Consider the following 20,887-nt stretch of genomic DNA (forward strand, 5'->3'; position numbering starts at 1 on the left):
GAATCGGAAATTATTTCAAGCTGCACCGATATTTCCGAAAATTTATAACAGTTTTACTAGCGAGTATGCTCGCTTTTACTCATCAGATTAGTTGTCATTTATTATGCTAACCAACTGATATTCCTATTTATTCTCTACTCATACATTTTCTTTGCCTCGATGAAACCGAGCGGTATCATTTTTATGCAGCGTGCTCGTTGTCATTACATCGGACGAGTGATATTCAGCGGGTTATTACTGCTCACGCAGGGCAAACCGCACAAATAGACGTAATGGATACCGTGATACAAGATCGAATCAAAACCCTCGGCCAACACCGCTTTTATTGCCCGTTAAGTGCAGCGCCTCGCGTGAAGGAGTGGGAGCTGGCTTGAGGCATGGATGCCGAAAGAGCGGAAGACGCGTCGGGAACGCGTGTGTAGCGGTCAGCGGCAAGCGACTGGAAGCGAGGACATCGCGACAAATTTGCCAGGAGCAAATTTGAATATCGGCGCTTGCGACGATTACCCGTTAGGGCGATGACCAAGGATGGTCTGAGTAAACATGGGCTGTGCTTTTGCCTACTTTGTGCGTAAACAAAGTAGGGCGTGTGCAGGGCGCCCCCTGCAAACAAAAGCGCCCGTCGGTGCGCGAACCGGCACATAAAGGAACAATCAGCCGATAAAGGATTACAGGTTAAAGTCTTAATTATCAGCGATATAACTAAACTAAATCAGTAACCAAAACTGACGCTACCGCCCTTGGGTCTGGTTCCCATGTCCCGTTCTCATCCTGAGCTGGCTTCAATCCCTTAGAGCATCCTTGTTTGCAATAAAATGGTATTTGCCATGCAAAGTCAACCTGTATAAAGCAAGCAGCGGGGGAGGGCACAAAGCCAAGCAAGGTGTTTGGCCAGTTACAAAAAGAGCCAGCGGCGGCAAGGCGGCTGGCTCTTAAAGGGTAAGGTAATGCCGGCCTTAGGCGCCGGTGGGCAGCACCGTTCTTTGCTGGTTGTCGTTAATAATTTCAGCGGCCGACAGGTAAAAGGCCAGCAGTGCGGTAACCAGGCCCATGTAACCGCCTAATTCGTGCAGCATGGCAATGGCTGTCCACTCGCCCAGCGCCAGCAGCAGGAAGGTTATCCAAAGTGCTAAAAATACCAGCCGCAATGCCCGTGGCGAGCGGAAGGTGCCGAGCCACATATAAAAGGTAAACACTCCCCACAAACACAGGTACCAGCCCACGAAACTGGCCGGTACTTTGCCGGGCAGGAATACCACGAATAATACAAAGGACCACCAAAAAGCGCCGTAACTGATAAAGGCGGTGGCGCCAAAGGTATTACCACGCGGCAGTTCCATAATGCCGGCGATAATTTGGGCGGTGCCGCCGTAGGCCATGGCCACCGCCATCACCAAATTCATGCTGTTTTCGCCAAACCAACCGGCGTTTACCATGCTCAGCAACCAGGTTGTTAGCGCAAAGCTGGCAAGACCCAGGGGGGCCGGATTTGAAAAGCGTGTTTGCTCAGTGCTCATGTCTTCCATTCTCCTTTTTCCTGTTTTTTATTTGCCATCACATAGGTGGAGAAAATGCGAAAGCGTTTTTGCTGCAAAAACGATAATGGGTGCCCAAGTGCGGTAAGCACCATTAGCAAAAAGTATGAGAATTAAGCAGATAGGCCGCCGTTGGCGGCGCTAAAACGAGGCCAAGGTGCCTGGCTGGCAGGGATTAGCAGTAAGGATTTTAGTGAAGGCCAGAAAGCAAAAAAGCCTGTATTAACAGGCTTTTTTGTTAAAGATTTGGTGGCCCCTCCCAGACTTGAACTGGGGACCTAACGATTATGAGTCGTGTGCTCTAACCAACTGAGCTAAGGGGCCGTGGCTGGGGAGTATAAGGGGTTGGTTGCGGCTTGTCACCACCTGCTAACCGCTAAAAGCCAAGGTATTGAAGGGGTTGGCGAAGTTTTGAACACGGCGAACGTGGTGTTCGATTTTCCTCGTTAGCGGTTTGGCTGAGAATCATTACCATTTGTAGGGTAATCGCTTTTGAGAGGAAAACGACCATGTTGAAAACATTCACTTTTGCCTTGGTGCATATGGCGGTTGCCTTTACGGTGGCCTACCTGATGACAGGTTCGTTGGTGGTGGGCGGTGTGATGGCACTAATAGAGCCGGCTTGTAACACCGTGGCCTATTTCTTTCACGAGAAGCTGTGGGACAAGTTCAAAACCCGTCGCCGGGCGGCGCAGCGGGCAATGCTGGCGATGTAAAAAAATGCTAATCTGCGGCTTTTCCTCTGGCCGCAGAACCCCTCGATGTTTGCCTCCTTGCTTGTGATCTTAGTGCCGCTGTTGCTGGGCTATAGCGTTCCGACTTTAAACAGTGCCTTGATGGCCTGGGTAAACCGGGCGGTCAGCTATTTGGTGTACCTGATTTTGTTTTTTATGGGTATGGGGCTGGCCGAGATAAACAACCTGGCCGCGGCCTTGGTGAAAATGGCTGGCACCACGGCGGTGGTGTTTGCCGCCATCACCCTTGCCAACGGCATTGGCCTGTGGGGGCTTTCCAGGCTTTACCATGCCAATGGCCGCCGGGGTGAGCGCCAGCGCGTTGCCTGGGCCAGTGTGTTTAAAGATACCGGCATTCTAATTGGCACCGTTGCCGCCGGCACCCTGGTGGGTTTGCTGGTTAACATCAATGCGCACCTCTTGTCAGAAACGGCGCTGGTGGTGCTGTTGCTGCTGATTGGTGTGCAGCTGCGCTCGGCGGGTATGACCCTGCGCCAGCTTTTTTTAAACCGCTTGGGGCTGCTGATAGCACTAACGGTGTTTGTGACCACCTTGCTGGCCGGTGCCTTACTGGCGCCCTGGCTGGGGCTGCCGATACGCCACGGCATGGGTATTGTCAGTGGTTTTGGCTGGTATAGCCTGTCGGGCATTTTGGTTACCGATGCCCTGGGGCCGTTGTGGGGCGCCACCAGCTTTTTTATCGACCTGTTCCGTGAGCTGGTAGCCCTGGCGCTTATTCCTACCCTGATGCAAAGAGCCATGCCGCTGGCCATTGGTTATGCCGGAGCCACCGCCATGGACTTCTCCTTGCCGGCCATTCAAAAAAGTGGCGGTGCCAGTGCGGTGCCGGTAGCCATTGTTTCGGGCTTTTTGTTAAGCCTGGCAACCCCGGTATTAATGGCCATACTGTTGGCATGAACAGTGCCAATCTCTTTAAACCGTTGCCAGACGCCTTTGACAGTGAGGTGTTTGACACTCTGCTAAGCCGCCCGGGCCTGCGCATTGAGCGCATTGTCTCCCACGGCCAAAGCTCGCCGTCGGGTTTTTGGTATCAGCAAAGCGAAGGTGAGTGGGTGCTGCTGGTAAAAGGCGAGGCTGAGCTGGGCTTTGAAGACGGCGCGGCAGTAAAGCTGGGGCCAGGGCAACATATTGACCTGCCACCGGGTTGCAAGCACCGGGTTAACTGGACCAGCCCCGATGAACCCACGGTGTGGTTAGCGGTGTTTTACCCGCCATAAAAAAACGGCACCCAAGGGTGCCGTTTTTGGTAAGCGCGAAGGCTTAGCTTATTCATCCAGGAAGCTGCGCAAAATCTCGGAGCGAGAAGGGTGGCGCAGCTTACGCAGGGCTTTGGCCTCAATCTGACGAATACGCTCACGGGTAACGTCAAACTGTTTGCCTACTTCTTCCAGGGTGTGGTCGGTATTCATGTCGATACCGAAGCGCATACGCAGCACCTTGGCTTCACGCGGGGTGAGGCTGGACAGCACTTCCTGGGTGGCAAACTTGAGGCTTTCGCTGGTTGCCGCGTCCGCAGGCAGCTCGAGGGTGTTATCCTCGATGAAATCCCCCAGATGCGAATCTTCATCGTCACCGATAGGGGTTTCCATGGAGATCGGCTCTTTGGCGATCTTCAGCACTTTGCGAATTTTGTCTTCCGGCATCACCATGCGAATGGCCAGCTCTTCCGGGGTCGGTTCACGGCCCATTTCCTGCAGCATTTGCCGGGAAATACGGTTGAGCTTGTTGATGGTCTCAATCATGTGTACCGGGATACGGATGGTACGGGCCTGGTCCGCAATGGAGCGGGTAATGGCCTGACGGATCCACCAAGTAGCATAGGTTGAGAACTTGTAGCCACGACGATATTCGAACTTGTCCACCGCCTTCATCAGGCCGATGTTACCTTCCTGGATCAAGTCTAGGAACTGCAGGCCGCGGTTGGTGTATTTCTTGGCGATAGAAATAACCAGACGCAAGTTGGCTTCGACCATTTCTTTTTTGGCACGACGGGCTTTGGCTTCGCCAATGCTCATGCGGCGGTTGATGTCCTTGATGGACTCAATGGTCAGGCCGGTTTCCTGTTCAACTTGCTGCAGCTTTTGCACGCAGCGGCGCAGGTCTTCTTCCAGGCCTTTCATGACCTCGGAATAGCCTTTACCCGCTTCCAGGTGGCCGTCCAGCCAACCCATGTTGGACTCGTTGCCAGGGAAGGTTTTGATAAAGACCTTACGGGGCATCTTGGCGTCGTCAACGGCCATTTTCATCAGCAGCCGTTCTTGGGTACGAACGCGGTCCATCATGTCGCGCATTTCCGCAACCAAGCGGTCAAACTGCTTGGGTACCAGGCGGAACTCTTTGAAGATCTCGGCCAGCTTCAGTACTTCTTCGCGGGCTTCGTCAGAGGCACGGCCTTTGGCCTTGATAACGGTGCGCGCGGCTTCGTATTGGGTACGCAGCTCGGCAAACTTTTCACGCGCTAGTTCTGGGTCAAGGCTGTTGTCTTCTTCTTCCTCTTCTTCGTCATCATCGTCGTCTTCTTCTTCGTTCTGCTGCGCTTGCGTCAGTTCGGAACCAACGTGAGTGGCGGTTGGGGCCGCGTCTTCAACAGCATTAGGATCGATAAAGCCGGCAATAATGTCGGAAAGGCGTGCTTCGCCAGCTTCTACCTTGTCGTATTGGTCGAGCAGGTAGGTGATGGCTTCAGGGTATTCGGCGACGGAGCTTTGAACCTGGTTGATACCGTCTTCGATACGCTTGGCGATGTCGATTTCGCCTTCACGGGTCAGCAGTTCTACGGTACCCATTTCGCGCATGTACATGCGCACCGGATCGGTGGTGCGGCCCAGCTCACTCTCAACGGTGGCCAGTGCCTGTGCTGCGGCTTCGACAGCGTCTTCGTCGGTAGAGTCTTCAGACATCATCAGGGTATCGGCGTCAGGTGCGTTTTCGAACACCTGGATACCCATGTCATTGATCATCTGAATGATGTCTTCTATCTGATCGGAATCGACAATGTCGTCCGGCAGATGGTCGTTCACCTCGGCGTAAGTCAGGTAGCCCTGTTCTTTACCTTTAGCGACCAGAAGTTTAAGCTGCGACTGTGGGGTTGGATCCATAGACATCATCCGCTCAGGTTAAATTGCCGTGCCAAAAAGTGAATATGACAGTATAACGATTCACCGCCTTCACTGCTAGCACAGCATGAATGTCAGTCAGTCCCTGCCTTGGCAGAGATCAACGCCATAAGTTCTTGAATTTCTTCTTCTGTAGCCTGTTTCCTATCTTGTTTGGCAACAAGCTCTTGGTATCGAATCTCTAATGATTCGTTTAATAGGCGCTCAAAGGCGCCAAATAATTCCGGGGCCAGATTGTCTTCAACAGCAGAAAGGTCAAGTTCTGCCAGCTTGTTATAGATGGGGGCATTTTGGCTATTTTCAAGCCTGCGCAGTAATTGGCCTGTTGTCGGCACACTGCCATTACGTATTGCCCGCACCACTTCGTCCATTACCTCTGCCCCAGGCAGACGTAATTCACGAAAATCCATTTCAGGTAATTCGGTTGCCAGCGCCGGGTGTTGCACCAGTATAGCGATGGTTAGTCGCATTAGCGGTGGCCGGCCAGCATTTCCTTTTTTCTGTTTTGTTGCCGCTGCTTGGGCATTTGCCGGGGCTTTGGCAACAAAACGTTCCAGTTGCTCTTCGGCAACGCCCAAGCGCTTGGCCAGCTGTTCGCGCAGCATGACCCGGTATACCGAGTCGGGCAGGCGCTCTAGCAGCGGCACCGCCTTTTCGGCCAGCCTGGAACGGCTGTCGGGGCTGGCCATATCAATGCTTTTTTCCAGCTCTTGAAACAAAAACTGTGACAAGGGCTGCGCCTTGGCCAGCTGGGCTTCAAAGGCGTCTTTACCTTCTTTTCGCACCATCGAGTCGGGGTCTTCACCGTCGGCGAGGAAGATAAATTTTAAGGTGCGGCCGTCACGCAGTAAGGGCAAGGCATTTTCCATGGCCCGCCAGGCTGCTTCCCGGCCAGCGCGGTCACCGTCGTAACAGCAAATGACTTCTGGCGTAGAGCGAAACAGCAATTCCAACTGGTCGCTGGTGGTTGACGTGCCGAGGCTGGCTACTGCATAGGTAATGCCTGCCTGGTACAGCGCCACCACGTCCATATAACCTTCCACCACCACTAACCGCGCTAAATCGCGGTTGGCCTGGCGCGCTTCATAAAGGCCGTAAAGCTCTGAGCCTTTATGGTAAATACGGGTTTCCGGCGAGTTTAGGTACTTAGGGGTACCGTCGCCGAGAACCCGGCCACCAAAGGCAATGGTGCGGCCGCGGCGGTCGCGAATGGGAAACATAATGCGGTCGCGAAAGCGGTCGTAGCGACGGCCTTTATCGTTTTGCACCAGCATGCCGGTGTCCATCAGCAACTGCTGGCGTTCAAAACTGTTGCCAAATTGCTTGAGTACGCTGTCCCACTCGTCAGGCACAAAACCAATGCCAAACTGTTTGACGATGTCGCCGGTCAGGCCGCGGCCTTTAAGGTAGTCAACGGCGCCTGGGTGGCTTTTTAAATTCTGGTAATAGTAGCGCTGAATGTCTTGCATCAGCGCGTAGGTGTCTTCGCGGCGCTCTTGCGCTTGAGCATTGCGCTGTGGCCCCTGCTCCCGCGGCACTTCCATGCCGTGCATGGCGGCCAGTTCTTCAACCGCTTCGGCAAAGCCGACCCGGTCAAACTCTTCCACAAACTTAATGGCATCGCCCTTGGCACCGCAGCCAAAACAGTAATAGAACTGCTTTTGCGGGCTTACCGAAAAGGACGGGGTTTTTTCACTGTGGAAAGGGCAGCAGGCGCTGTAATTTTTGCCTGTTTTTTTTAGCTTTACGCGGCTGTTGACCAGCTCAACGATGTCGGTTCTTGCCAACAGATCGTCGATGAAATCACGGGGAATGGTTCCAGCCATGATGCTCCAGTCAGCACGATAAATAAGGATCGGGTGAAAGGATATCCTATCACCCGGATCAGAAATGTCAGGCGCTTAATTTAGCCTTGACCTGGCCGCTGATGGGCCCCATCTCAGCACGGCCTTGCAGTTTAGGCTTGAGCCAGCCCATGACCTTGCCCATATCCGCAGGGGATGCAGCGCCGGTTTCGCTAATGGCTTGCGCTATTAACGCCGCCACTTCGTCACTGCTTAGCTGCTTGGGCAGAAAATCCTGCAAAACCACTATCTCACCGGCTTCGGCATCGGCCAGTTCTTGGCGGCCTGCAGCTTCATACTGGGAGATAGAATCACGACGTTGCTTAATCATCTTGGTGATGATGGCAATAATATCGTCGTCAGACAGTTCGCGGCGCTCATCAACTTCCACCTGTTTAATGGCGGCAAGTGCGAGGCGCAACGTGCCAAGGCGCGGTTTGTCCTTGGCACGCATGGCATCTTTTTGCGCGTCGGTGAGTTGCTCTCTGAGACTCATAACGGCTCCGGATGCAAAAAGGTATTAGTACAGACGAACGCGACGGGCGTTTTCACGAGCCAGCTTCTTGGCGTGACGCTTAACAGCCGCAGCTTTTTTGCGTTTACGCTCAGTAGTAGGCTTCTCGTAGTATTCGCGCTTACGGCACTCAGCCAGCACACCCGCCTTTTCACAGGAGCGCTTGAAGCGACGCAGGGCTACGTCAAAAGGTTCGTTCTCACGTACTTTAATTACCGGCATGTACCATCACCTCAGGGGTTATTCGGTTAGGTGGTCTACAAAATGACCACATATGACTAAAAATGGTGCGGAATTCTAACGTAGCCAGTACCCCTTGTAAAGCCGATATCACACCCTAAAAGCTGGAGATGCGCACCGGCTCTCGGTAAGATAGCGGCCCCTGTGGTTAAGAGGCTCCCCATGCGCGTTTTAGGTATCGAAACCTCCTGTGACGAAACCGGCATTGCCATATATGACACCGAGCAAGGTTTGCTGGCACACCGGCTTTATAGCCAGGTGAAGTTGCACGCCGATTACGGTGGTGTGGTGCCAGAGCTGGCGTCTCGCGACCACGTACGAAAAACCTTGCCGTTAATAAAAGAAGCCTTAGCCGAAGTGGGCTTGAGCGGCCAAGACCTTGACGGCGTGGCCTACACCGCGGGCCCAGGCCTGGTGGGCGCCTTATTGGTGGGTGCCACCATTGGCAAAAGCCTGGCTTACGGCTGGAATGTGCCAGCGGTGGCGGTGCATCACATGGAAGGGCACTTGCTGGCGCCAATGCTGGAAGCCAATCCGCCAACCTTTCCTTTTATTGCCCTGCTGGTTTCCGGCGGCCATACCCAGCTGGTGGCAGTAGAAGCCATTGGTAAATACCGCATTCTGGGCGAGTCTATTGATGATGCCGCTGGCGAAGCTTTTGATAAAACCGCCAAGCTGTTAGGCCTTGATTACCCCGGTGGCCCGCGTTTGTCGGCCATGGCCGAAAGCGGTAACCCCGAACGTTTTACCTTCCCACGGCCCATGACCGACCGGCCGGGCCTGGACTTTAGCTTCTCTGGCCTGAAAACCGCGGCGGCCAATGTGATTCGTAGCGAAGGCGACGATGCCCAAACCCAGGCCGATATTGCCCGCGCCTTTGAAGAAGCGGTAGTGGATACCTTGGTGATTAAATGCCGCCGGGCGCTGAAGGAAACCGGCTACAAACGCATTGTGATCGCCGGCGGCGTAAGCGCCAATAAAAGGTTACGTGCGGCCCTTGAAAAACTGATGGCCGCACAAAAAGGGGAGGTGTTTTACGCCCGCCCTGAGTTCTGTACCGATAACGGCGCCATGATTGCCTTGGCCGGTGCCCTGCGTTTAGCAAAAGAGGGCTCCCGAGAGCTGGGGGTAAAAGCGCAGCCGCGCTGGTCGCTGGAAAGCCTGGCGGCGATTGACGATTAAAAAAGGCGGCCAGGGCCGCCTTTTTTGTCGCTATTTTTTGCTGCGCCGAAATTTCATCTTCGGCTCGGTGCCGTTCCACAGCCTTCGCAAGTTGTCTTTATGGCGAATGATGATAAGCAGCGACAGCATTGCTACCGGGATCACGTAGGCCGGTTTAATAAACCAGGTGAAAAGCGGTGACAGCATTGCTGTTAGCACGGCGGCCAGTGAGGAAAGCCGGGTGATCACCACCAGCAGCAGCCAGGTTAGAATTTGCATGCCTGCCAGGCTAAGACCAATCGGCAGCATGGCGCCAAAGGCGGTTGCAACGCCTTTGCCACCCCGGAAATGAAAGAAGATGGGAAAGATGTGGCCAAGGCAGGCGGCGATGGCAATGATGCCCAGCCAAATGGCGTCGATATGCAGAAAATACGAGCCCCACACCGGAATAATGCCTTTAAGCACATCACCTATCAGCACCAATATGGCAGGCAGCTTGCCGCCCAGGCGCAGCACATTGGTGGCGCCTGGATTACCTGAGCCGTTCCGACGCGGATCGGGCAAGCGAAACAGGTGGCAGATGATCACAGCACTGGAGACCGAACCCATCAGGTAGGCGACTAGGGTCATCAGTACGGCAGTGGCTATCATGATAGGGCTTGTTTTTTCCGTTTAGTCGATAAGGTAAACTCGGCTGCCGTTGTCACACAAGCAGGCCCGGAGCTTATCAGGGCTTGCCTTAAAACGAGAACCGACCTGTGACCGATCGTATTTTTATTGAAGGCCTGGAAGTTTATACCGTCATTGGTATTTTCGACTGGGAAAAGACGCAAAAACGTAAACTGGTCTTTGACCTTGAACTGGCAACCGACATTAAGGCGGCAGCCAAGGGCGATGATTACGATCAGGCCCTATGTTACGGGAAAATCAGTGCTTTTATTACCCAATTTACCGAAACACACCAGTTTGAGTTAATCGAAACATTAGCTGAGCGTATTGCCGAGAAATTGTTGAGTGACTTTGCGGTGAGCTGGCTGAAAATGAAACTGTCCAAACCTGGTGCGGTAGCCAATGCCCGCAATGTTGGTTTGATTATTGAGCGCAGCGCATGACCCCGATGCTGTTTAGCCTTGGCTCTAATGTCACGCCGCGCCAGCATTTGCGGTTAGGGCTTGCGGCGCTTCGCCAGGCCTTTGGCCGGCTTGAGTGCTCGCCGGTGTTTGAAGCCGAACCCGTTGGCTTTAACGGCACCAACTTTTTAAATATGGCGGTTAAAGCCTGGACCGACTGGCCCATTGAAGAGGTGCTGGCTTGGATAAAAGAGGTGGAATATGCCCATGGCCGCCCGGTTAATGCCAAGAAATATGCGCCCCGCACCCTGGATATTGACCTGCTGACCTACGGCGAGCGGGTCAGTAATAGCCCGGTGGTGATGCCAAGGCCCGACATTTTAAAACTGGCCTTTGTGCTGTGGCCGCTGGCAGAACTGGTGCCCAACGAAATATTGCCAGGCAGCAACCAAAGTTACAGCGAGCTGTGGCAAGCCTTTGATAAAGACCAGCCACTGTGGCCTGTTCCCTTTGACGAACACGCCGATTAAGAGGCAGCGCTGGCATCTTTTAACGCCTGCACCTTGGCAATACGTTCAGCTCTGACCGCCTCACCAACCGCCGCGCCTTTAACGCCGCTTGCCACAATGGCTTTTACATCGACATTGCGCGCAGCGGCAAAGCAGCGCTGCAACCAGTCGGCCTGCGGGTAGTCGTGGTTCTCAAAACCGGTTCGACCTTTCATATCGGCGATACAAGCCAGTGCCAGCTTTTCGACCCGTTCGGGTTTGCGCCAGGCATCCAGTTTGTCAAAAAGCTTGATAAGGGTGCTGGCCCGTAATTCAAAAGCGGTATGTACCTGGCAGTGCAAGTCTGACACCAACAGCGCGAGATCGCGACAGTCATTGGGTACCCGAAGCCGCTGGCAAAAGGCGCTAATAACCGCCAAGCCACTTTGGCCGTGGCCATGGTGCTTTGGCCATTTTGCTTTGGGGGTGAGGGCCTTGCCAAAGTCATGGCAAAGGGCCGCGAAACGCACATCTATATCGCGACTCAGTTTGGCGCTTTGCGCCAGCACCAGCAGGGTGTGGATGCCGGTATCCACCTCGGGGTGCCATTTTTCTGGGGCCGGTACGCCAAAAAGGTTATCTACTTCAGGGAATAAGGCCTTGAGGGCGCCGCAGCGGCGCAATACCTCGAAAAACACCTGCGGTGAGTCACTGCGTAGCGCTTTTTCCATTTCCTTCCACACCCGCTCTGGTGTCAGCGCCGCTAATTCCCCGGAGGCAACCATGTCCTTCAGTAGCTGCTGGGTGGGCTGTGCCACGGTAAAGCCCAGGTGGGCAAAACGCGCCGCAAAGCGGGCCAGGCGCAGCACCCGCAGTGGGTCTTCACTAAAAGCGTCGGACACGTGGCGCAGCAAACGGTTATCCAAATCATGCTTGCCACCGTAAGGGTCAATCAAGCTGCCGTCTTCGGCTTTGGCCATGGCGTTAATGGTGAGATCGCGGCGAATAAGGTCTTCTTCCAAGGTGACGTCCGGGCTGGCGTGCACTTCAAAACCGGTATAACCGCTGCCTTTTTTACGCTCGGTGCGGGCCAGCGCATACTCTTCGTGGGTTTTGGGGTGCAAGAAAACCGGGAAGTCTTTGCCCACCTGCTCAAACCCCTGCGCTTTCATGGACTCGGCTGTTTCGCCAACCACCACCCAATCACGGTCTTGTACCGCAAAACCTAAAAGCTCATCGCGCACCGCGCCGCCAACCAAATAACAGTTCACAAATCCTCCTGAAACTTACGGCATTATACCTTGCCAAAGCGGTCAGGGCGCGCAACCATAAGGGTGTTTTCAGCGCAATTGCCGAGCTATGTACGAATCCTTTTTCGGGTTAGTGGAAAATCCATTTTCTATTGCCCCTAATCCACACTTTCTTTACATGAGTGAAAGGCACCGTGAAGCCTTGGCCCACCTTAAGTTTGGGCTGAGGGATACCGGTGGTTTTGTGCTGCTCACCGGTGAAGTCGGAACCGGCAAAACCACGGTTTCAAGGCGGCTGTTAAAGGAGTTGCCAGACGATACTGACCTGGCTTTTGTGCTCAATCCGATGCTGACGGAAAGCGAACTGCTGGCAACATTGTGTGATGAGCTAAAAATTAGCTACCCACAAAATCCGACCTTAAAGCAGCTTACCGATGCCATTCGCCAGTTTTTGCTGGAGAACTTTGAGCGCGGCCGGCAAACGGTGTTGATGGTCGATGAAGCCCAGCACTTGCAAGTGTCAGTATTAGAGCAATTGCGGCTGTTGACCAACCTGGAAACCGACACCCAAAAGCTTTTAAAAATTATTTTGATAGGCCAGCCAGAGCTGAACTATTTGCTGCGTCGCCAAGAACTTCGCCAGCTCTCGCAGCGTATTACCGCCCGTTACCACTTGCTGCCGCTGGGCCGAAAGGATTGCGCACAATATGTGCTGCACCGGCTACGCATCGCCGGCCGGGAAAAACCGCTTTTTACCGGTGCGGCCATTAAGCGTTTACATCAACACAGTGGCGGTATTCCAAGACTTATCAACTTGTTGTGCGATAGAGCCCTGATGGGCGCTTATGGCAATCAGCAACAAAAAGTCGACGCCAACATCATGAACCAGGCCGCCAGAGAAGTGGTGGGTAAAGAACAGGCTGCTAAGCCCCGCCGTCTGCCCAGTTGGTGGCCCTGGGCCTTTGTGGCGCTGGCCGGTGCCGGCGCCATGGCGGCGTATCCATGGCTTAATGGCCAGCCAAGTGCACCGCTAGCCAAAGCGAAAGCGGCGCCGGTGGCGGCGAAAGTGACCCCTGGCAGCCGCGATCGCGTGTCGTTGGCGGCCTTTGACGCCTTGTTTACTGCCTGGAATATGCCGGATGCTGAAGGTGACCCTTGTGCCCAGGCCGAGCGTTTGGGCTTTAGCTGCCTGAACCAACAGGGGCCGTGGCGTGAGTTGGTGGCACTAGGCCGGCCTGCGGTGTTAGAGCTTTTGGATGATAACGGCGAACGTTTTTTTGCCACTTTGCTTAAAGCCGGGCAAGATTATCAGTTGGCCTTGAGTGGCGGTAAGGTGAATGTCAGTAGCCATTGGCTGGATTTACATTTTCGCGGTAATGCCGTGGTGCTGTGGCGGCCACCACCGCATTTTGATGAAGCCTTAACGCCGGGTAGCCAAGGGCCGTTGGTTGACTGGCTGGATGGCGCCTTAAGCCAGGTATTAAAAGACAAAGCGGAAAATACCAACCGCTACGACAGCACTCTGCAAGAGCGTGTTCGCAGTTTTCAGCGCCGTTATGGCTTGAAAGCAGACGGCTTAGCCGGAGAAAATACCTTAGTTCGCCTTAATAGAGCCTTGGGAGCCCCGGGACCGGTGTTATGAGTTTACTAGCAAAAGCCTTGGCCCGACGCCAACCAGAAGATGCACCAGAGAAAATTGAAGGCGGTTTTATCCGTGATTCCGGACTTTGGGGCCGCCGTGCTGCCTTGATGGTATTGGCATTGCTGTTTGCCAGTGGCTCTTATCTACTTTATGGCTATTTTGCCGCCAAGGTACCGGTGATAAGCCGCCTTGAGCCGAAGGCGCCCGAACCCAGTATTGATAGCACCATGCCGATGATCAAAGTCAGAACCCCCTCGGTAAGGTATGACCCTTTCTTCGATGCGCGCCGTCATACGGCCAAGCCCGCCGCGCAAACGCGCAGCAGACCGGCGGTGCCAGCGGCGGCGTCACAAATTCGTTATACCGGCCATTTTTATGCCTCAGATCCCGGTGAGCGCTGGGTGATCTTTAACGGCAAAAAGTTGCATCAAGGGGACAGCTTTGAAGATATCGGCGTTATTGAGATAAGCCCCGACAGTACCGAAGTGCGTTTTAACGGCAAAATTTTGTGGCTTAATGCCTTAACCAATTGGCCCCTGACCACAGCAACGGCTCAGGGACCAACGGCGCATTAAATTAAGCTGGCAGGTTGGGGTTAAAAAAGCGTGTTTGATTTAGCAGCGGCAGCTTACCAAGGCGATTTAGCACCGGCGCCAGCCACCGTTCCAGTACCGCTTCTGAGCGTGCCAAAAACGGCGTGTAACAGCCCCAGGCAATGGACATCAGGCTAAGAAAAACCCCGCCAACAAAATCATCAGAGCCCCAGTGAGCACCGGCTACCAATCTTGGCAGCATAAAAATACCGGTCAGAACCCACACCATCGCCAGCTTCCAGCCACGGGCAAAGAAGCTTAAAAATAGTGCCCAAAGTAGCACTACCGAGGCATGGTCGCCCGGGAAGCTGTGGCCAGCGCTGTCTTTAAGTGCGACTTTTTGCCAGTCAGGGAAAAGCTCTGTTAATCGCACTGCATTGGTTTCGATAAGCGACGGGCTGGCTCGTTCCCAGCCAAAATGATAGGAAAGGTCGGTAAAGAGAATACGGCCCACCAACATCACCGCCAGCAGAATCAAAAAGCCAAACAGGCCTTTTCGTAGCATGCGGCCGCTAAAGACCCAGTCTTTTTTGACCATAAAGCACAGCATGATAACGCCAACGGCAATATCCATTGGCCTGATGCTGCCCAAGGCCCAGATCAAGGCCCAGGAATGTGATTTCTCTAGGGGATGGTTCAGCAAGGTAAAGAGCTGGTCGTCAAAACCGTTCCAAAGTTCACGGGTAACGGGCCACAGCCAGGAAGCGAGAAGCAGAAACGAGATAAGGTTTAGCGTCAATAAGGGACGAAGACGCCAGTGAGCGTCAAAAGGTGCGGGGCGCATAATAAAATTCCAAGAACCCAGAAAGCTTAATTTTTTCTTAAGGAAGCTGTCTGGAACATGAAAAATGTGAGCTTAGTCATCTTTTGATCAGAAATGGTAGCTAAGGCCAAAGCTCACAGACTGCTCGTTTCGTCCTTGGTTATCGGGTTTTTGGCCGTACTCCACAAAAACGTGGGAGCTTTGGCCCATGGAAAAACGCAAGCCACCGCCAAGGCCAAGATCTTCGTTAGCCCTGGCGCCGGCAGGAACGTATTGGTCGACTTGTAAATGGCTCCAGCCAACCAGGCCGTAAACGGTAAACTGGCTGCTGATAGGGTATTGCGGCAAGAAATAAACGCTGTAGTAACTGTTGGGTTCAGCGGCTGGGGCCGGGGCCACCCTGGACGGCGGCACATCAAACCCCATGCGGCCTTCCAATGCCACATAAGGGCCAATTTGGTAGCCGCTATTGACCCCTTGTTCGCCAAGACTAATGTCGTAATGGCTGATAAGTGGCTTTTGGCCGCTATTTTGTGAAGGCGCATCAGGGTCTGCAAGGGCGCTCAAGCTCACCAAGCAAAGCCCCCATAACCATGCAATTTTTTTCACACCAAGTCCCTTACCGGTTCGGGCTACCTTCTTACTTTAATCCATCTTAAGAGAAAGCTAAGTGAGCTGTTACCCACCGTTAACATTTCGCTTGGAATAAGGAGGCCACAGGCTTGGTATTAAAAGTGGTAATTCACGCCAAAAGTGACGGCCGAAATGTCGGAATAGGGAGTTTGGCCATGGTCGCTGTATTCAAGAAAAAACTCGCTGTTATTGGCAAATGCCATACGCAAGCCGGCGCCGTAGCTGAAGTCGGACTCTGCTTCTCTTCCGGGACCTGTTACTTCAACAGCAGTGCCTCCTAATAAAGCATAAACCGTAAAGTACTCGTTGATGGGATAAGAAGGGATAGCATAGGCGCTATAGAATCGGTCCAACTTAGTGTCGCCGTAAGGGCTATGTTGATTGCCACTGACGGTGACACCATAACGGGCTTCCATTGCTAGGTAAGGCGAGAATTGAAAGCCGAAGCCGATATTGACTAAGTTGAAGTCGTTATCAACGGGCTCTACACCGTCTTGACGGCCATCAAACTGTGCTTGGCTGTAACTTAAACCAGCGTAATACCCTTGCTGATGAGTGTCTGCTAATACCGGTAAAGCGGTAGTGGTAAGAAAAAGCAGTGAAAATGTTAACTTTCGGGTCATGACAGTATCCTTTGTCTCATTTTATGTCACGCATTTATAACATTTTTTTCCTCATTTACAAACTTAACCGATACAAGGTCAGTCTCTGCTACTTCAGGTTGCAGGCTCTATTCAGCCGTTATTTTTTAGGTTAATGGGAGCTACTCAGGAAAGAAGTACTGCCACAGATAGGTAAAGGGCACCACCAGCAGCAAAGCAGGTAAAAAATTAACCACGGCAAAGTTCATGATTTTGGCAATACGTAGCCCGACCGCCAACATAATGATGCCGCCAATCGCGGAGAAATTGGCATAAGCCGTTGCGTCCATATAGGGCATGATTGGTTTGGCTAACAGAAACAGAATGCCTTGTACCGCAAATTGCACCACGGCAATTAGCATCACTCCCGGGCCTAGGGTAATGGCGAAAATCATGGCCGTTACAAAATCCATCATCGATTTGACTATCAAAAGTTGATAGTTGCCATTTAGCCCCTCTGTCATCGCCCCAATTACCCCTAAACCACTGGCACCAAACAGCACAATAAGCGCGGTAAATTGCTGGGAAAAATCGGCTTTATCCAGCCCTCTGGGCATAGGTAGTAAATGATTTAATTTGCTCTGAATAAAGGCCGCGCCGTGGCTAACCCCGGCTTCTAAATAAATCAGCTCTCCGATCGCGGTGCCTAAAATCAATGCCATTACCACCACCGGCAGATTGTGCTCTTTGATGATCATGGTGATGCCAATTGCCACAGAGGCAAGGGCGAAGGTGGCCGGCAGGCCTTTTTGTAAACGACTCGGAATAAATTTCGCTAACAGTGCCCCCAGCAAGCCGCCAGAGATAATAGCGCCGCTATTAATGATTGGACCTAATATCAAGGTGTTTTCCTACTGTGTGACGAACCAGTTGCGCCGATAAATGGCAGTGCCACTCGTTTGGGCTAGGGTTCGATAAAGCCGCTTAACCATGGCTATGGCGAAGCTGTTTGCTATAAGCGACAATTAAAACGCAGGTGCAATAAGCTGTTTTGATAACGCCGCCAAATACCGCGTTAGCTAAAATAACGAAAAACCACTGCCGCCTTTTCGTTATCAAAAACAAATGAAAAGGTTAAAAATAACGGTGGGTAGAATACCACTGATGCTTGAAATGCTGCCAAAGCGATAGGGGATTAACAAAAATAACCCAGATGCTTGTCATATCGGTTTATTCGAAACCTCCCCGGAGCGGACTATAAAAAACGCGGCCAAAAGGCCGCGTTTTAGTGGTGACTTTTAGTGAACTTAGTCGCCCAGGGTCAACAAGGTAGCATTGCCGCCAACAGCGGTAATGTTGTTGGTACGGGTTTTTTCGGTCACAAAGCGGAACAGGTAGTGTGGACCGCCCGCTTTCGGGCCGGTACCAGACAGACCTTGGCCACCAAATGGCTGGGTACCCACCATGGCTCCAATTTGGTTGCGGTTGATGTAGCAGTTACCAACATTGGCTTTGTCCGCCAGCTCCAGCGCCAAGCCCTCATTACGGCTATGCACGCCAAGGGTTAGGCCGTAGCCGGTGCCGTTGATGGCATCCATTACCGCGTCCAGCTCGTCTGCCTTAAAGCGAATAACGTGCAGAATAGGCCCAAAGTTTTCTTTGGTTAACTGCTCGATACTATTGATCTCAACCGCGGTTGGGGTAACAAAAGAGCCTTTATTGGTGGCATCACCCATGGGGGTGGTGGCAATGGCTTTGGCAAAGCCTTTAAGGGCAGTTAAGTGCTCTTCCAATAAGGCTTTGGCGTCGGCGTCGATAACGGCGCCAATATCTGTTTTGTAATCCCAGGGGTCGCCAACGACCAGTTCCTGCATGGCGCCTTTTAACAGCTCCAAAATACGGTCGGCAACGTCGGCCTGCACGTAAAGTACCCGAAGGGCAGAGCAGCGCTGGCCGGCGGAGGTAAAGGCAGAGCCAATGACGTCATTAACCACTTGCTCGGGCAGAGCGGTGGAGTCAACGATCATGGCGTTTTGGCCGCCGGTTTCAGCGATAAGGGTTTTGATGGCGCCGTCATGGTCGGCCAGTGCCTTGTTAATGGCCTTGGCGGTACCGGTAGAACCGGTGAACACCACGCCGGCAATACGGTCGTCGCTGGTTAAAGCGGCGCCTACTGACGCGCCGTCGCCAGGTAAAAAGTGCAGTACATCGGCTGGAATGCCGGCCTTGTGGGCCAGCTCGATAGCACGAAACGCCACCAAGCAAGTTTGTTCGGCAGGCTTGGCGATAACGGTATTACCGGTTGCCAGTGCAGCCGCAACCTGGCCGACGAAAATTGCCAGCGGGAAGTTCCAGGGGCTGATGCAAACAAAGACGCCTTTGCCTTGCACATACAGCTCGTTCAGCTCGCCGGTTGGGCCTGGCAGTACTTCGGCGCCGTTAAACATTTTGCGGGCTTGCTGGGCGTAGTAGCGACAAAAGTCCACCGCTTCACGCACTTCATCAATGCCGTCTTGCAGAATGCGGCCAGCTTCACGGGCAACTAGGGCAATCAGTTCGGCTTGGTTTTCTTCCATCAAATCAGCGAAAGCTTCCAGGGCTTTGGCGCGCACTTCAACGTTAGAGCGGCACCAGGCGGGGAAAGCGGCTTTGGCTAAGGTCACCGCTTCTTTGGCTTGTGCGCCACTGGCAAAAGCCACGGTACCCACCACGGCGTCGTGATTGTGCGGAGACACCACCTGATGTTGCTCGCCGCTCATAATCTTGCCGCCAACAATAGGCGCTGCCTGCCACTGATGGTCTTTAAAAGGCGCTAGGGCGTCGAAGAAAGGCTTGGCTTCAGACTGAATATGCAAGTTAGTCCCTCCGGAGTTTTTGCGGGTGCCATAAAGAGCAGCAGGCAAGGGAATTTTATGGTTGGCAAGGCTCGGTGCCTCGGCCAAGGTTTTTAAGGGATGGGTGGCAAGGCTTGCCACCGGTGTATTGGGGTCAACCAGTTTGTGCACAAAAGAGCTGTTAGCGCCGTTTTCTAACAGACGGCGAACCAAATAGGGCAGCAAATCTTTGTGGCTGCCAACCGGCGCGTAAATACGCACGTTTTGGCCAGGGTTTTCTTCCAATACAGTGTCGTATAACTCGTCACCCATACCCCAAAGGCGCTGATATTCAAAAGGACGGCCTGCGGCCATGCTTTTAATGGCCGTTACGGTGTGGGCGTTATGGGAAGCAAACTGCGGGTAGATAACATCTTGGGTGTGCTCGCTCAGCAAAAAGCGGGCACAGGCCAAGTAAGAAGCATCGGTTGAGGCTTTACGGGTATAAACCGGGTAGCCCTTAAGGCCTGCTGCTTGGCAAAGCTTGATTTCGGTATCCCAGTAAGCGCCTTTAACGAGCCGTACCGGAATAAGGTCGCCTTGTTCACGGCCCAAGCGGGCTAGCCAGTTGAGTACCGGTAGGGCGCGTTTTGAGAAGGCTTGTACCACTAAACCAAAGTTGCCCCAGCCTTTTGCCGTTTCTGAGCGGTAAACGGCTTCAAAGATATCCAGTGAGATCTCGAGGCGGTCTGCTTCTTCGGCGTCAATTTGCAGGCCGACATTAGCAACGCGGGCTTTTTCGACCAGTTGGCGGACAATCTCCACCATCTCGGTGCGCACCCGGTCAAGGTTCTGCACGTCGTAACGGGGGTGCAGCGCCGACAATTTAATTGAAATGGTTGGCCGCGGGGCTTGTTTTTCGTCGTAATCACCAGCGCCAAGGGCAGCAATAGCGTTGCTGTAGTCGTCGAAGTACTTTTTGGCGTCTATCGCGGTCAGTGCCGCTTCACCCAGCATGTCATAGGAGTGGGTGTAGCCAAGCTTGCGCGACTTTTGCGAATTTTTCAGCGCTTCTTTAATGGTGCGGCCCAGTACGAACTGTTTGCCCATGATTTTCATGGCCGCATACATGGCCTTGCGGACCATTGGCTCGCCAAGGCGGTTGATCATGCGGTTCAACAGATTCGCCGGGCTACCGTCGATGCGCTTGTCCATGGTGATCACTTTACCGGTTAACATCAGGCCCCAGGTCGATGCGTTAACCAGTAAGGATTCGGACTGTTTGAAGTGCTTGGCCCAGTTGGCACCGGAGAGCTTGTCTTTAATGAGACTGTCGGCCGTGTCAGGGTCAGGAATACGCAGCAAAGCCTCAGCCAAGCACATTAAAATAATGCCTTCCTGAGTATCTAGGCTGTATTGCTGCAAAAAGGCCTGGATGCCATCGCCGTTATCGTGGTGAGCACGAATTTTTGACACCAAGCGTTCCGTGTCCTGGCCGATAGACTGTATTTGCTGGTCGCTATTGGGCACCAGTTTTAACAGTTCGGTCAGGTATTGTTCTTCATCTACCGCGTAGTTGTCGGTGATGGCTTCCCTGAGTGTATCAAGGTCGGGTAATTGGTAATCCGGTGCCACCACTTGGCTTGCATTGAACATAGGGCTAAACACCTTTGCAACAGGGCTCTGGTATCGAAAACCAAAGCCAAAGGCTGACAAATTTGCCTCCGGGCCGAGGCATGAACGGGGCGAAGTATACAATATACACACTGCATGAAAATCCCCTTTTCACCGCATTTTGGCTACTGCTGAAAGCAGCTTTGGCCTTGTTGCTAAAGACCTTGGCCCATAGCCTCTTTTATCATTTGCAGGGCACTAATTACAGTACGAAT

The 20,887-nt window shown here is 53.2% G+C and carries 20 protein-coding genes and 1 tRNA gene; 8 read left to right on the top strand and 13 right to left on the bottom strand.

Going from position 1 to position 20,887, the window contains the following annotated elements; genetic code table 11:
* Positions 1-956: 956 nt before the first annotated feature.
* Positions 957-1,517, bottom strand: a complete 561-nt coding sequence (locus DW350_RS03955; protein ID WP_226911388.1) for an acetate uptake transporter — start codon at positions 1,515-1,517, stop codon at positions 957-959.
* A gap of 265 nt (positions 1,518-1,782) precedes the next feature.
* Positions 1,783-1,859, bottom strand: a tRNA-Ile gene (locus DW350_RS03960).
* Between the two features lie 185 nt (positions 1,860-2,044).
* Between DW350_RS03960 and DW350_RS03965 the strand changes: the two genes are divergently transcribed.
* The 3 genes from DW350_RS03965 to DW350_RS03975 are packed head-to-tail and all read left to right on the top strand — an operon-like array spanning position 2,045 to position 3,507.
* Positions 2,045-2,251, top strand: coding sequence for a DUF2061 domain-containing protein (locus DW350_RS03965; protein ID WP_115717626.1), 207 nt, complete (start codon positions 2,045-2,047; stop codon positions 2,249-2,251).
* Between the two features lie 45 nt (positions 2,252-2,296).
* Positions 2,297-3,187, top strand: a complete 891-nt coding sequence (locus DW350_RS03970; RefSeq protein ID WP_115717627.1) for a LysO family transporter — start codon at positions 2,297-2,299, stop codon at positions 3,185-3,187.
* Positions 3,184-3,507 (top strand): cupin domain-containing protein, encoded by a 324-nt coding sequence (locus DW350_RS03975; protein ID WP_115717628.1) that lies wholly within the window; start codon positions 3,184-3,186, stop codon positions 3,505-3,507. Before DW350_RS03970 ends, DW350_RS03975 begins: the two co-directional genes overlap by 4 nt.
* Positions 3,508-3,555: 48 nt before the next feature.
* On the opposite strand, the gene rpoD is transcribed toward DW350_RS03975, so the two are convergent.
* From rpoD to rpsU, 4 genes are all read right to left on the bottom strand, one after another.
* Positions 3,556-5,388 (bottom strand): RNA polymerase sigma factor RpoD, encoded by a 1,833-nt coding sequence (gene rpoD, locus DW350_RS03980; protein ID WP_115717629.1) that lies wholly within the window; start codon positions 5,386-5,388, stop codon positions 3,556-3,558.
* A gap of 92 nt (positions 5,389-5,480) precedes the next feature.
* Complete coding sequence (gene dnaG, locus DW350_RS03985; protein ID WP_115717630.1) at positions 5,481-7,232, bottom strand: DNA primase; 1,752 nt, start codon at positions 7,230-7,232, stop codon at positions 5,481-5,483.
* Positions 7,233-7,299: 67 nt separating this feature from the next.
* Positions 7,300-7,746 carry a GatB/YqeY domain-containing protein gene (locus tag DW350_RS03990; RefSeq protein ID WP_115717631.1) on the bottom strand — a complete coding sequence of 149 codons (447 nt, stop codon included), beginning with the start codon at positions 7,744-7,746 and terminating at the stop codon, positions 7,300-7,302.
* Between the two features lie 24 nt (positions 7,747-7,770).
* Positions 7,771-7,986, bottom strand: a complete 216-nt coding sequence (rpsU, locus tag DW350_RS03995; protein ID WP_115717632.1) for a 30S ribosomal protein S21 — start codon at positions 7,984-7,986, stop codon at positions 7,771-7,773.
* A gap of 180 nt (positions 7,987-8,166) precedes the next feature.
* Here rpsU and tsaD point away from each other — a divergent pair, with 180 nt between their 5' ends.
* Complete coding sequence (gene tsaD / locus DW350_RS04000) at positions 8,167-9,186, top strand: tRNA (adenosine(37)-N6)-threonylcarbamoyltransferase complex transferase subunit TsaD (protein ID WP_115717633.1); 1,020 nt, start codon at positions 8,167-8,169, stop codon at positions 9,184-9,186.
* Positions 9,187-9,216: 30 nt separating this feature from the next.
* Here tsaD and plsY read toward each other — a convergent pair whose 3' ends face one another.
* The gene (plsY, locus tag DW350_RS04005; protein WP_115717634.1) at positions 9,217-9,816 is read right to left on the bottom strand and encodes a glycerol-3-phosphate 1-O-acyltransferase PlsY; all 600 of its coding nucleotides are present in this window, start codon (positions 9,814-9,816) and stop codon (positions 9,217-9,219) included.
* Positions 9,817-9,923: 107 nt separating this feature from the next.
* On the opposite strand from plsY, the gene folB reads away from it, so the two are divergent.
* Both folB and folK read left to right on the top strand, forming a co-directional pair.
* On the top strand, positions 9,924-10,277 hold the full coding sequence (gene folB / locus DW350_RS04010; protein WP_115717635.1) for a dihydroneopterin aldolase: 354 nt from the start codon (positions 9,924-9,926) through the stop codon (positions 10,275-10,277).
* Positions 10,274-10,765, top strand: a complete 492-nt coding sequence (gene folK / locus DW350_RS04015; protein ID WP_115717636.1) for a 2-amino-4-hydroxy-6-hydroxymethyldihydropteridine diphosphokinase — start codon at positions 10,274-10,276, stop codon at positions 10,763-10,765. The genes folB and folK overlap by 4 nt, the downstream gene beginning before the upstream one ends.
* Here the strand turns inward: folK and DW350_RS04020 are convergent.
* On the bottom strand, positions 10,762-11,994 hold the full coding sequence (locus DW350_RS04020; RefSeq protein WP_115717637.1) for a multifunctional CCA addition/repair protein: 1,233 nt from the start codon (positions 11,992-11,994) through the stop codon (positions 10,762-10,764). The two genes, folK and DW350_RS04020, sit on opposite strands and share 4 nt — an antisense overlap.
* 88 nt (positions 11,995-12,082) lie before the next feature.
* Here DW350_RS04020 and DW350_RS04025 point away from each other — a divergent pair, with 88 nt between their 5' ends.
* Together DW350_RS04025 and DW350_RS04030 are read left to right on the top strand one after the other, a co-directional pair.
* Entirely contained in the window at positions 12,083-13,615 is a 1,533-nt protein-coding gene (locus DW350_RS04025) for an ExeA family protein (RefSeq protein WP_115717638.1), read from the top strand.
* Positions 13,612-14,190, top strand: a complete 579-nt coding sequence (locus DW350_RS04030) for a general secretion pathway protein GspB (protein WP_115717639.1) — start codon at positions 13,612-13,614, stop codon at positions 14,188-14,190. The genes DW350_RS04025 and DW350_RS04030 overlap by 4 nt, the downstream gene beginning before the upstream one ends.
* Position 14,191: 1 nt before the next feature.
* Here the strand turns inward: DW350_RS04030 and DW350_RS04035 are convergent, their stop codons facing one another.
* The 5 genes from DW350_RS04035 to putA form a co-directional block, all read right to left on the bottom strand.
* The gene (locus DW350_RS04035) at positions 14,192-14,992 is read right to left on the bottom strand and encodes a phosphatase PAP2 family protein (protein WP_115717640.1); all 801 of its coding nucleotides are present in this window, start codon (positions 14,990-14,992) and stop codon (positions 14,192-14,194) included.
* A gap of 87 nt (positions 14,993-15,079) precedes the next feature.
* A complete protein-coding gene (locus tag DW350_RS04040) occupies positions 15,080-15,580 on the bottom strand; it encodes an outer membrane beta-barrel protein (RefSeq protein ID WP_115717641.1) in 501 nt (166 codons plus the stop codon).
* 119 nt (positions 15,581-15,699) lie between these two features.
* On the bottom strand, positions 15,700-16,227 hold the full coding sequence (locus tag DW350_RS04045; RefSeq protein ID WP_115717642.1) for a porin family protein: 528 nt from the start codon (positions 16,225-16,227) through the stop codon (positions 15,700-15,702).
* A gap of 140 nt (positions 16,228-16,367) precedes the next feature.
* Positions 16,368-17,084 (bottom strand): DUF554 domain-containing protein, encoded by a 717-nt coding sequence (locus DW350_RS04050; RefSeq protein ID WP_115720560.1) that lies wholly within the window; start codon positions 17,082-17,084, stop codon positions 16,368-16,370.
* A gap of 408 nt (positions 17,085-17,492) precedes the next feature.
* Positions 17,493-20,654: a bifunctional proline dehydrogenase/L-glutamate gamma-semialdehyde dehydrogenase PutA gene (gene putA / locus DW350_RS04055; RefSeq protein ID WP_115717643.1), complete on the bottom strand. Its 3,162-nt coding sequence runs from the start codon at positions 20,652-20,654 to the stop codon at positions 17,493-17,495.
* Positions 20,655-20,887: the final 233 nt, after the last annotated feature.

The sequence above is a fragment of the Gallaecimonas mangrovi genome (assembly GCF_003367375.1).
Taxonomy (GTDB): Bacteria; Pseudomonadota; Gammaproteobacteria; order Enterobacterales; family Gallaecimonadaceae; genus Gallaecimonas; species Gallaecimonas mangrovi.

Bases quoted from the DNA above. Each gene is read 5' to 3' on its own strand.
- DW350_RS03955 (WP_226911388.1), bottom strand. From the start codon at position 1,517: ATGAGCACTGAGCAAACACGCTTTTCAAATCCGGCCCCCCTGGGTCTT.
- DW350_RS03965 (WP_115717626.1), top strand. From the start codon at position 2,045: ATGTTGAAAACATTCACTTTTGCCTTGGTGCATATGGCGGTTGCCTTT.
- DW350_RS03970 (WP_115717627.1), top strand. From the start codon at position 2,297: ATGTTTGCCTCCTTGCTTGTGATCTTAGTGCCGCTGTTGCTGGGCTAT.
- DW350_RS03975 (WP_115717628.1), top strand. From the start codon at position 3,184: ATGAACAGTGCCAATCTCTTTAAACCGTTGCCAGACGCCTTTGACAGT.
- rpoD (WP_115717629.1), bottom strand. From the start codon at position 5,388: ATGGATCCAACCCCACAGTCGCAGCTTAAACTTCTGGTCGCTAAAGGT.
- dnaG (WP_115717630.1), bottom strand. From the start codon at position 7,232: ATGGCTGGAACCATTCCCCGTGATTTCATCGACGATCTGTTGGCAAGA.
- DW350_RS03990 (WP_115717631.1), bottom strand. From the start codon at position 7,746: ATGAGTCTCAGAGAGCAACTCACCGACGCGCAAAAAGATGCCATGCGT.
- rpsU (WP_115717632.1), bottom strand. From the start codon at position 7,986: ATGCCGGTAATTAAAGTACGTGAGAACGAACCTTTTGACGTAGCCCTG.
- tsaD (WP_115717633.1), top strand. From the start codon at position 8,167: ATGCGCGTTTTAGGTATCGAAACCTCCTGTGACGAAACCGGCATTGCC.
- plsY (WP_115717634.1), bottom strand. From the start codon at position 9,816: ATGATAGCCACTGCCGTACTGATGACCCTAGTCGCCTACCTGATGGGT.
- folK (WP_115717636.1), top strand. From the start codon at position 10,274: ATGACCCCGATGCTGTTTAGCCTTGGCTCTAATGTCACGCCGCGCCAG.
- DW350_RS04025 (WP_115717638.1), top strand. From the start codon at position 12,083: ATGTACGAATCCTTTTTCGGGTTAGTGGAAAATCCATTTTCTATTGCC.
- DW350_RS04030 (WP_115717639.1), top strand. From the start codon at position 13,612: ATGAGTTTACTAGCAAAAGCCTTGGCCCGACGCCAACCAGAAGATGCA.
- DW350_RS04035 (WP_115717640.1), bottom strand. From the start codon at position 14,992: ATGCGCCCCGCACCTTTTGACGCTCACTGGCGTCTTCGTCCCTTATTG.
- DW350_RS04045 (WP_115717642.1), bottom strand. From the start codon at position 16,227: ATGACCCGAAAGTTAACATTTTCACTGCTTTTTCTTACCACTACCGCT.
- putA (WP_115717643.1), bottom strand. From the start codon at position 20,654: ATGTTCAATGCAAGCCAAGTGGTGGCACCGGATTACCAATTACCCGAC.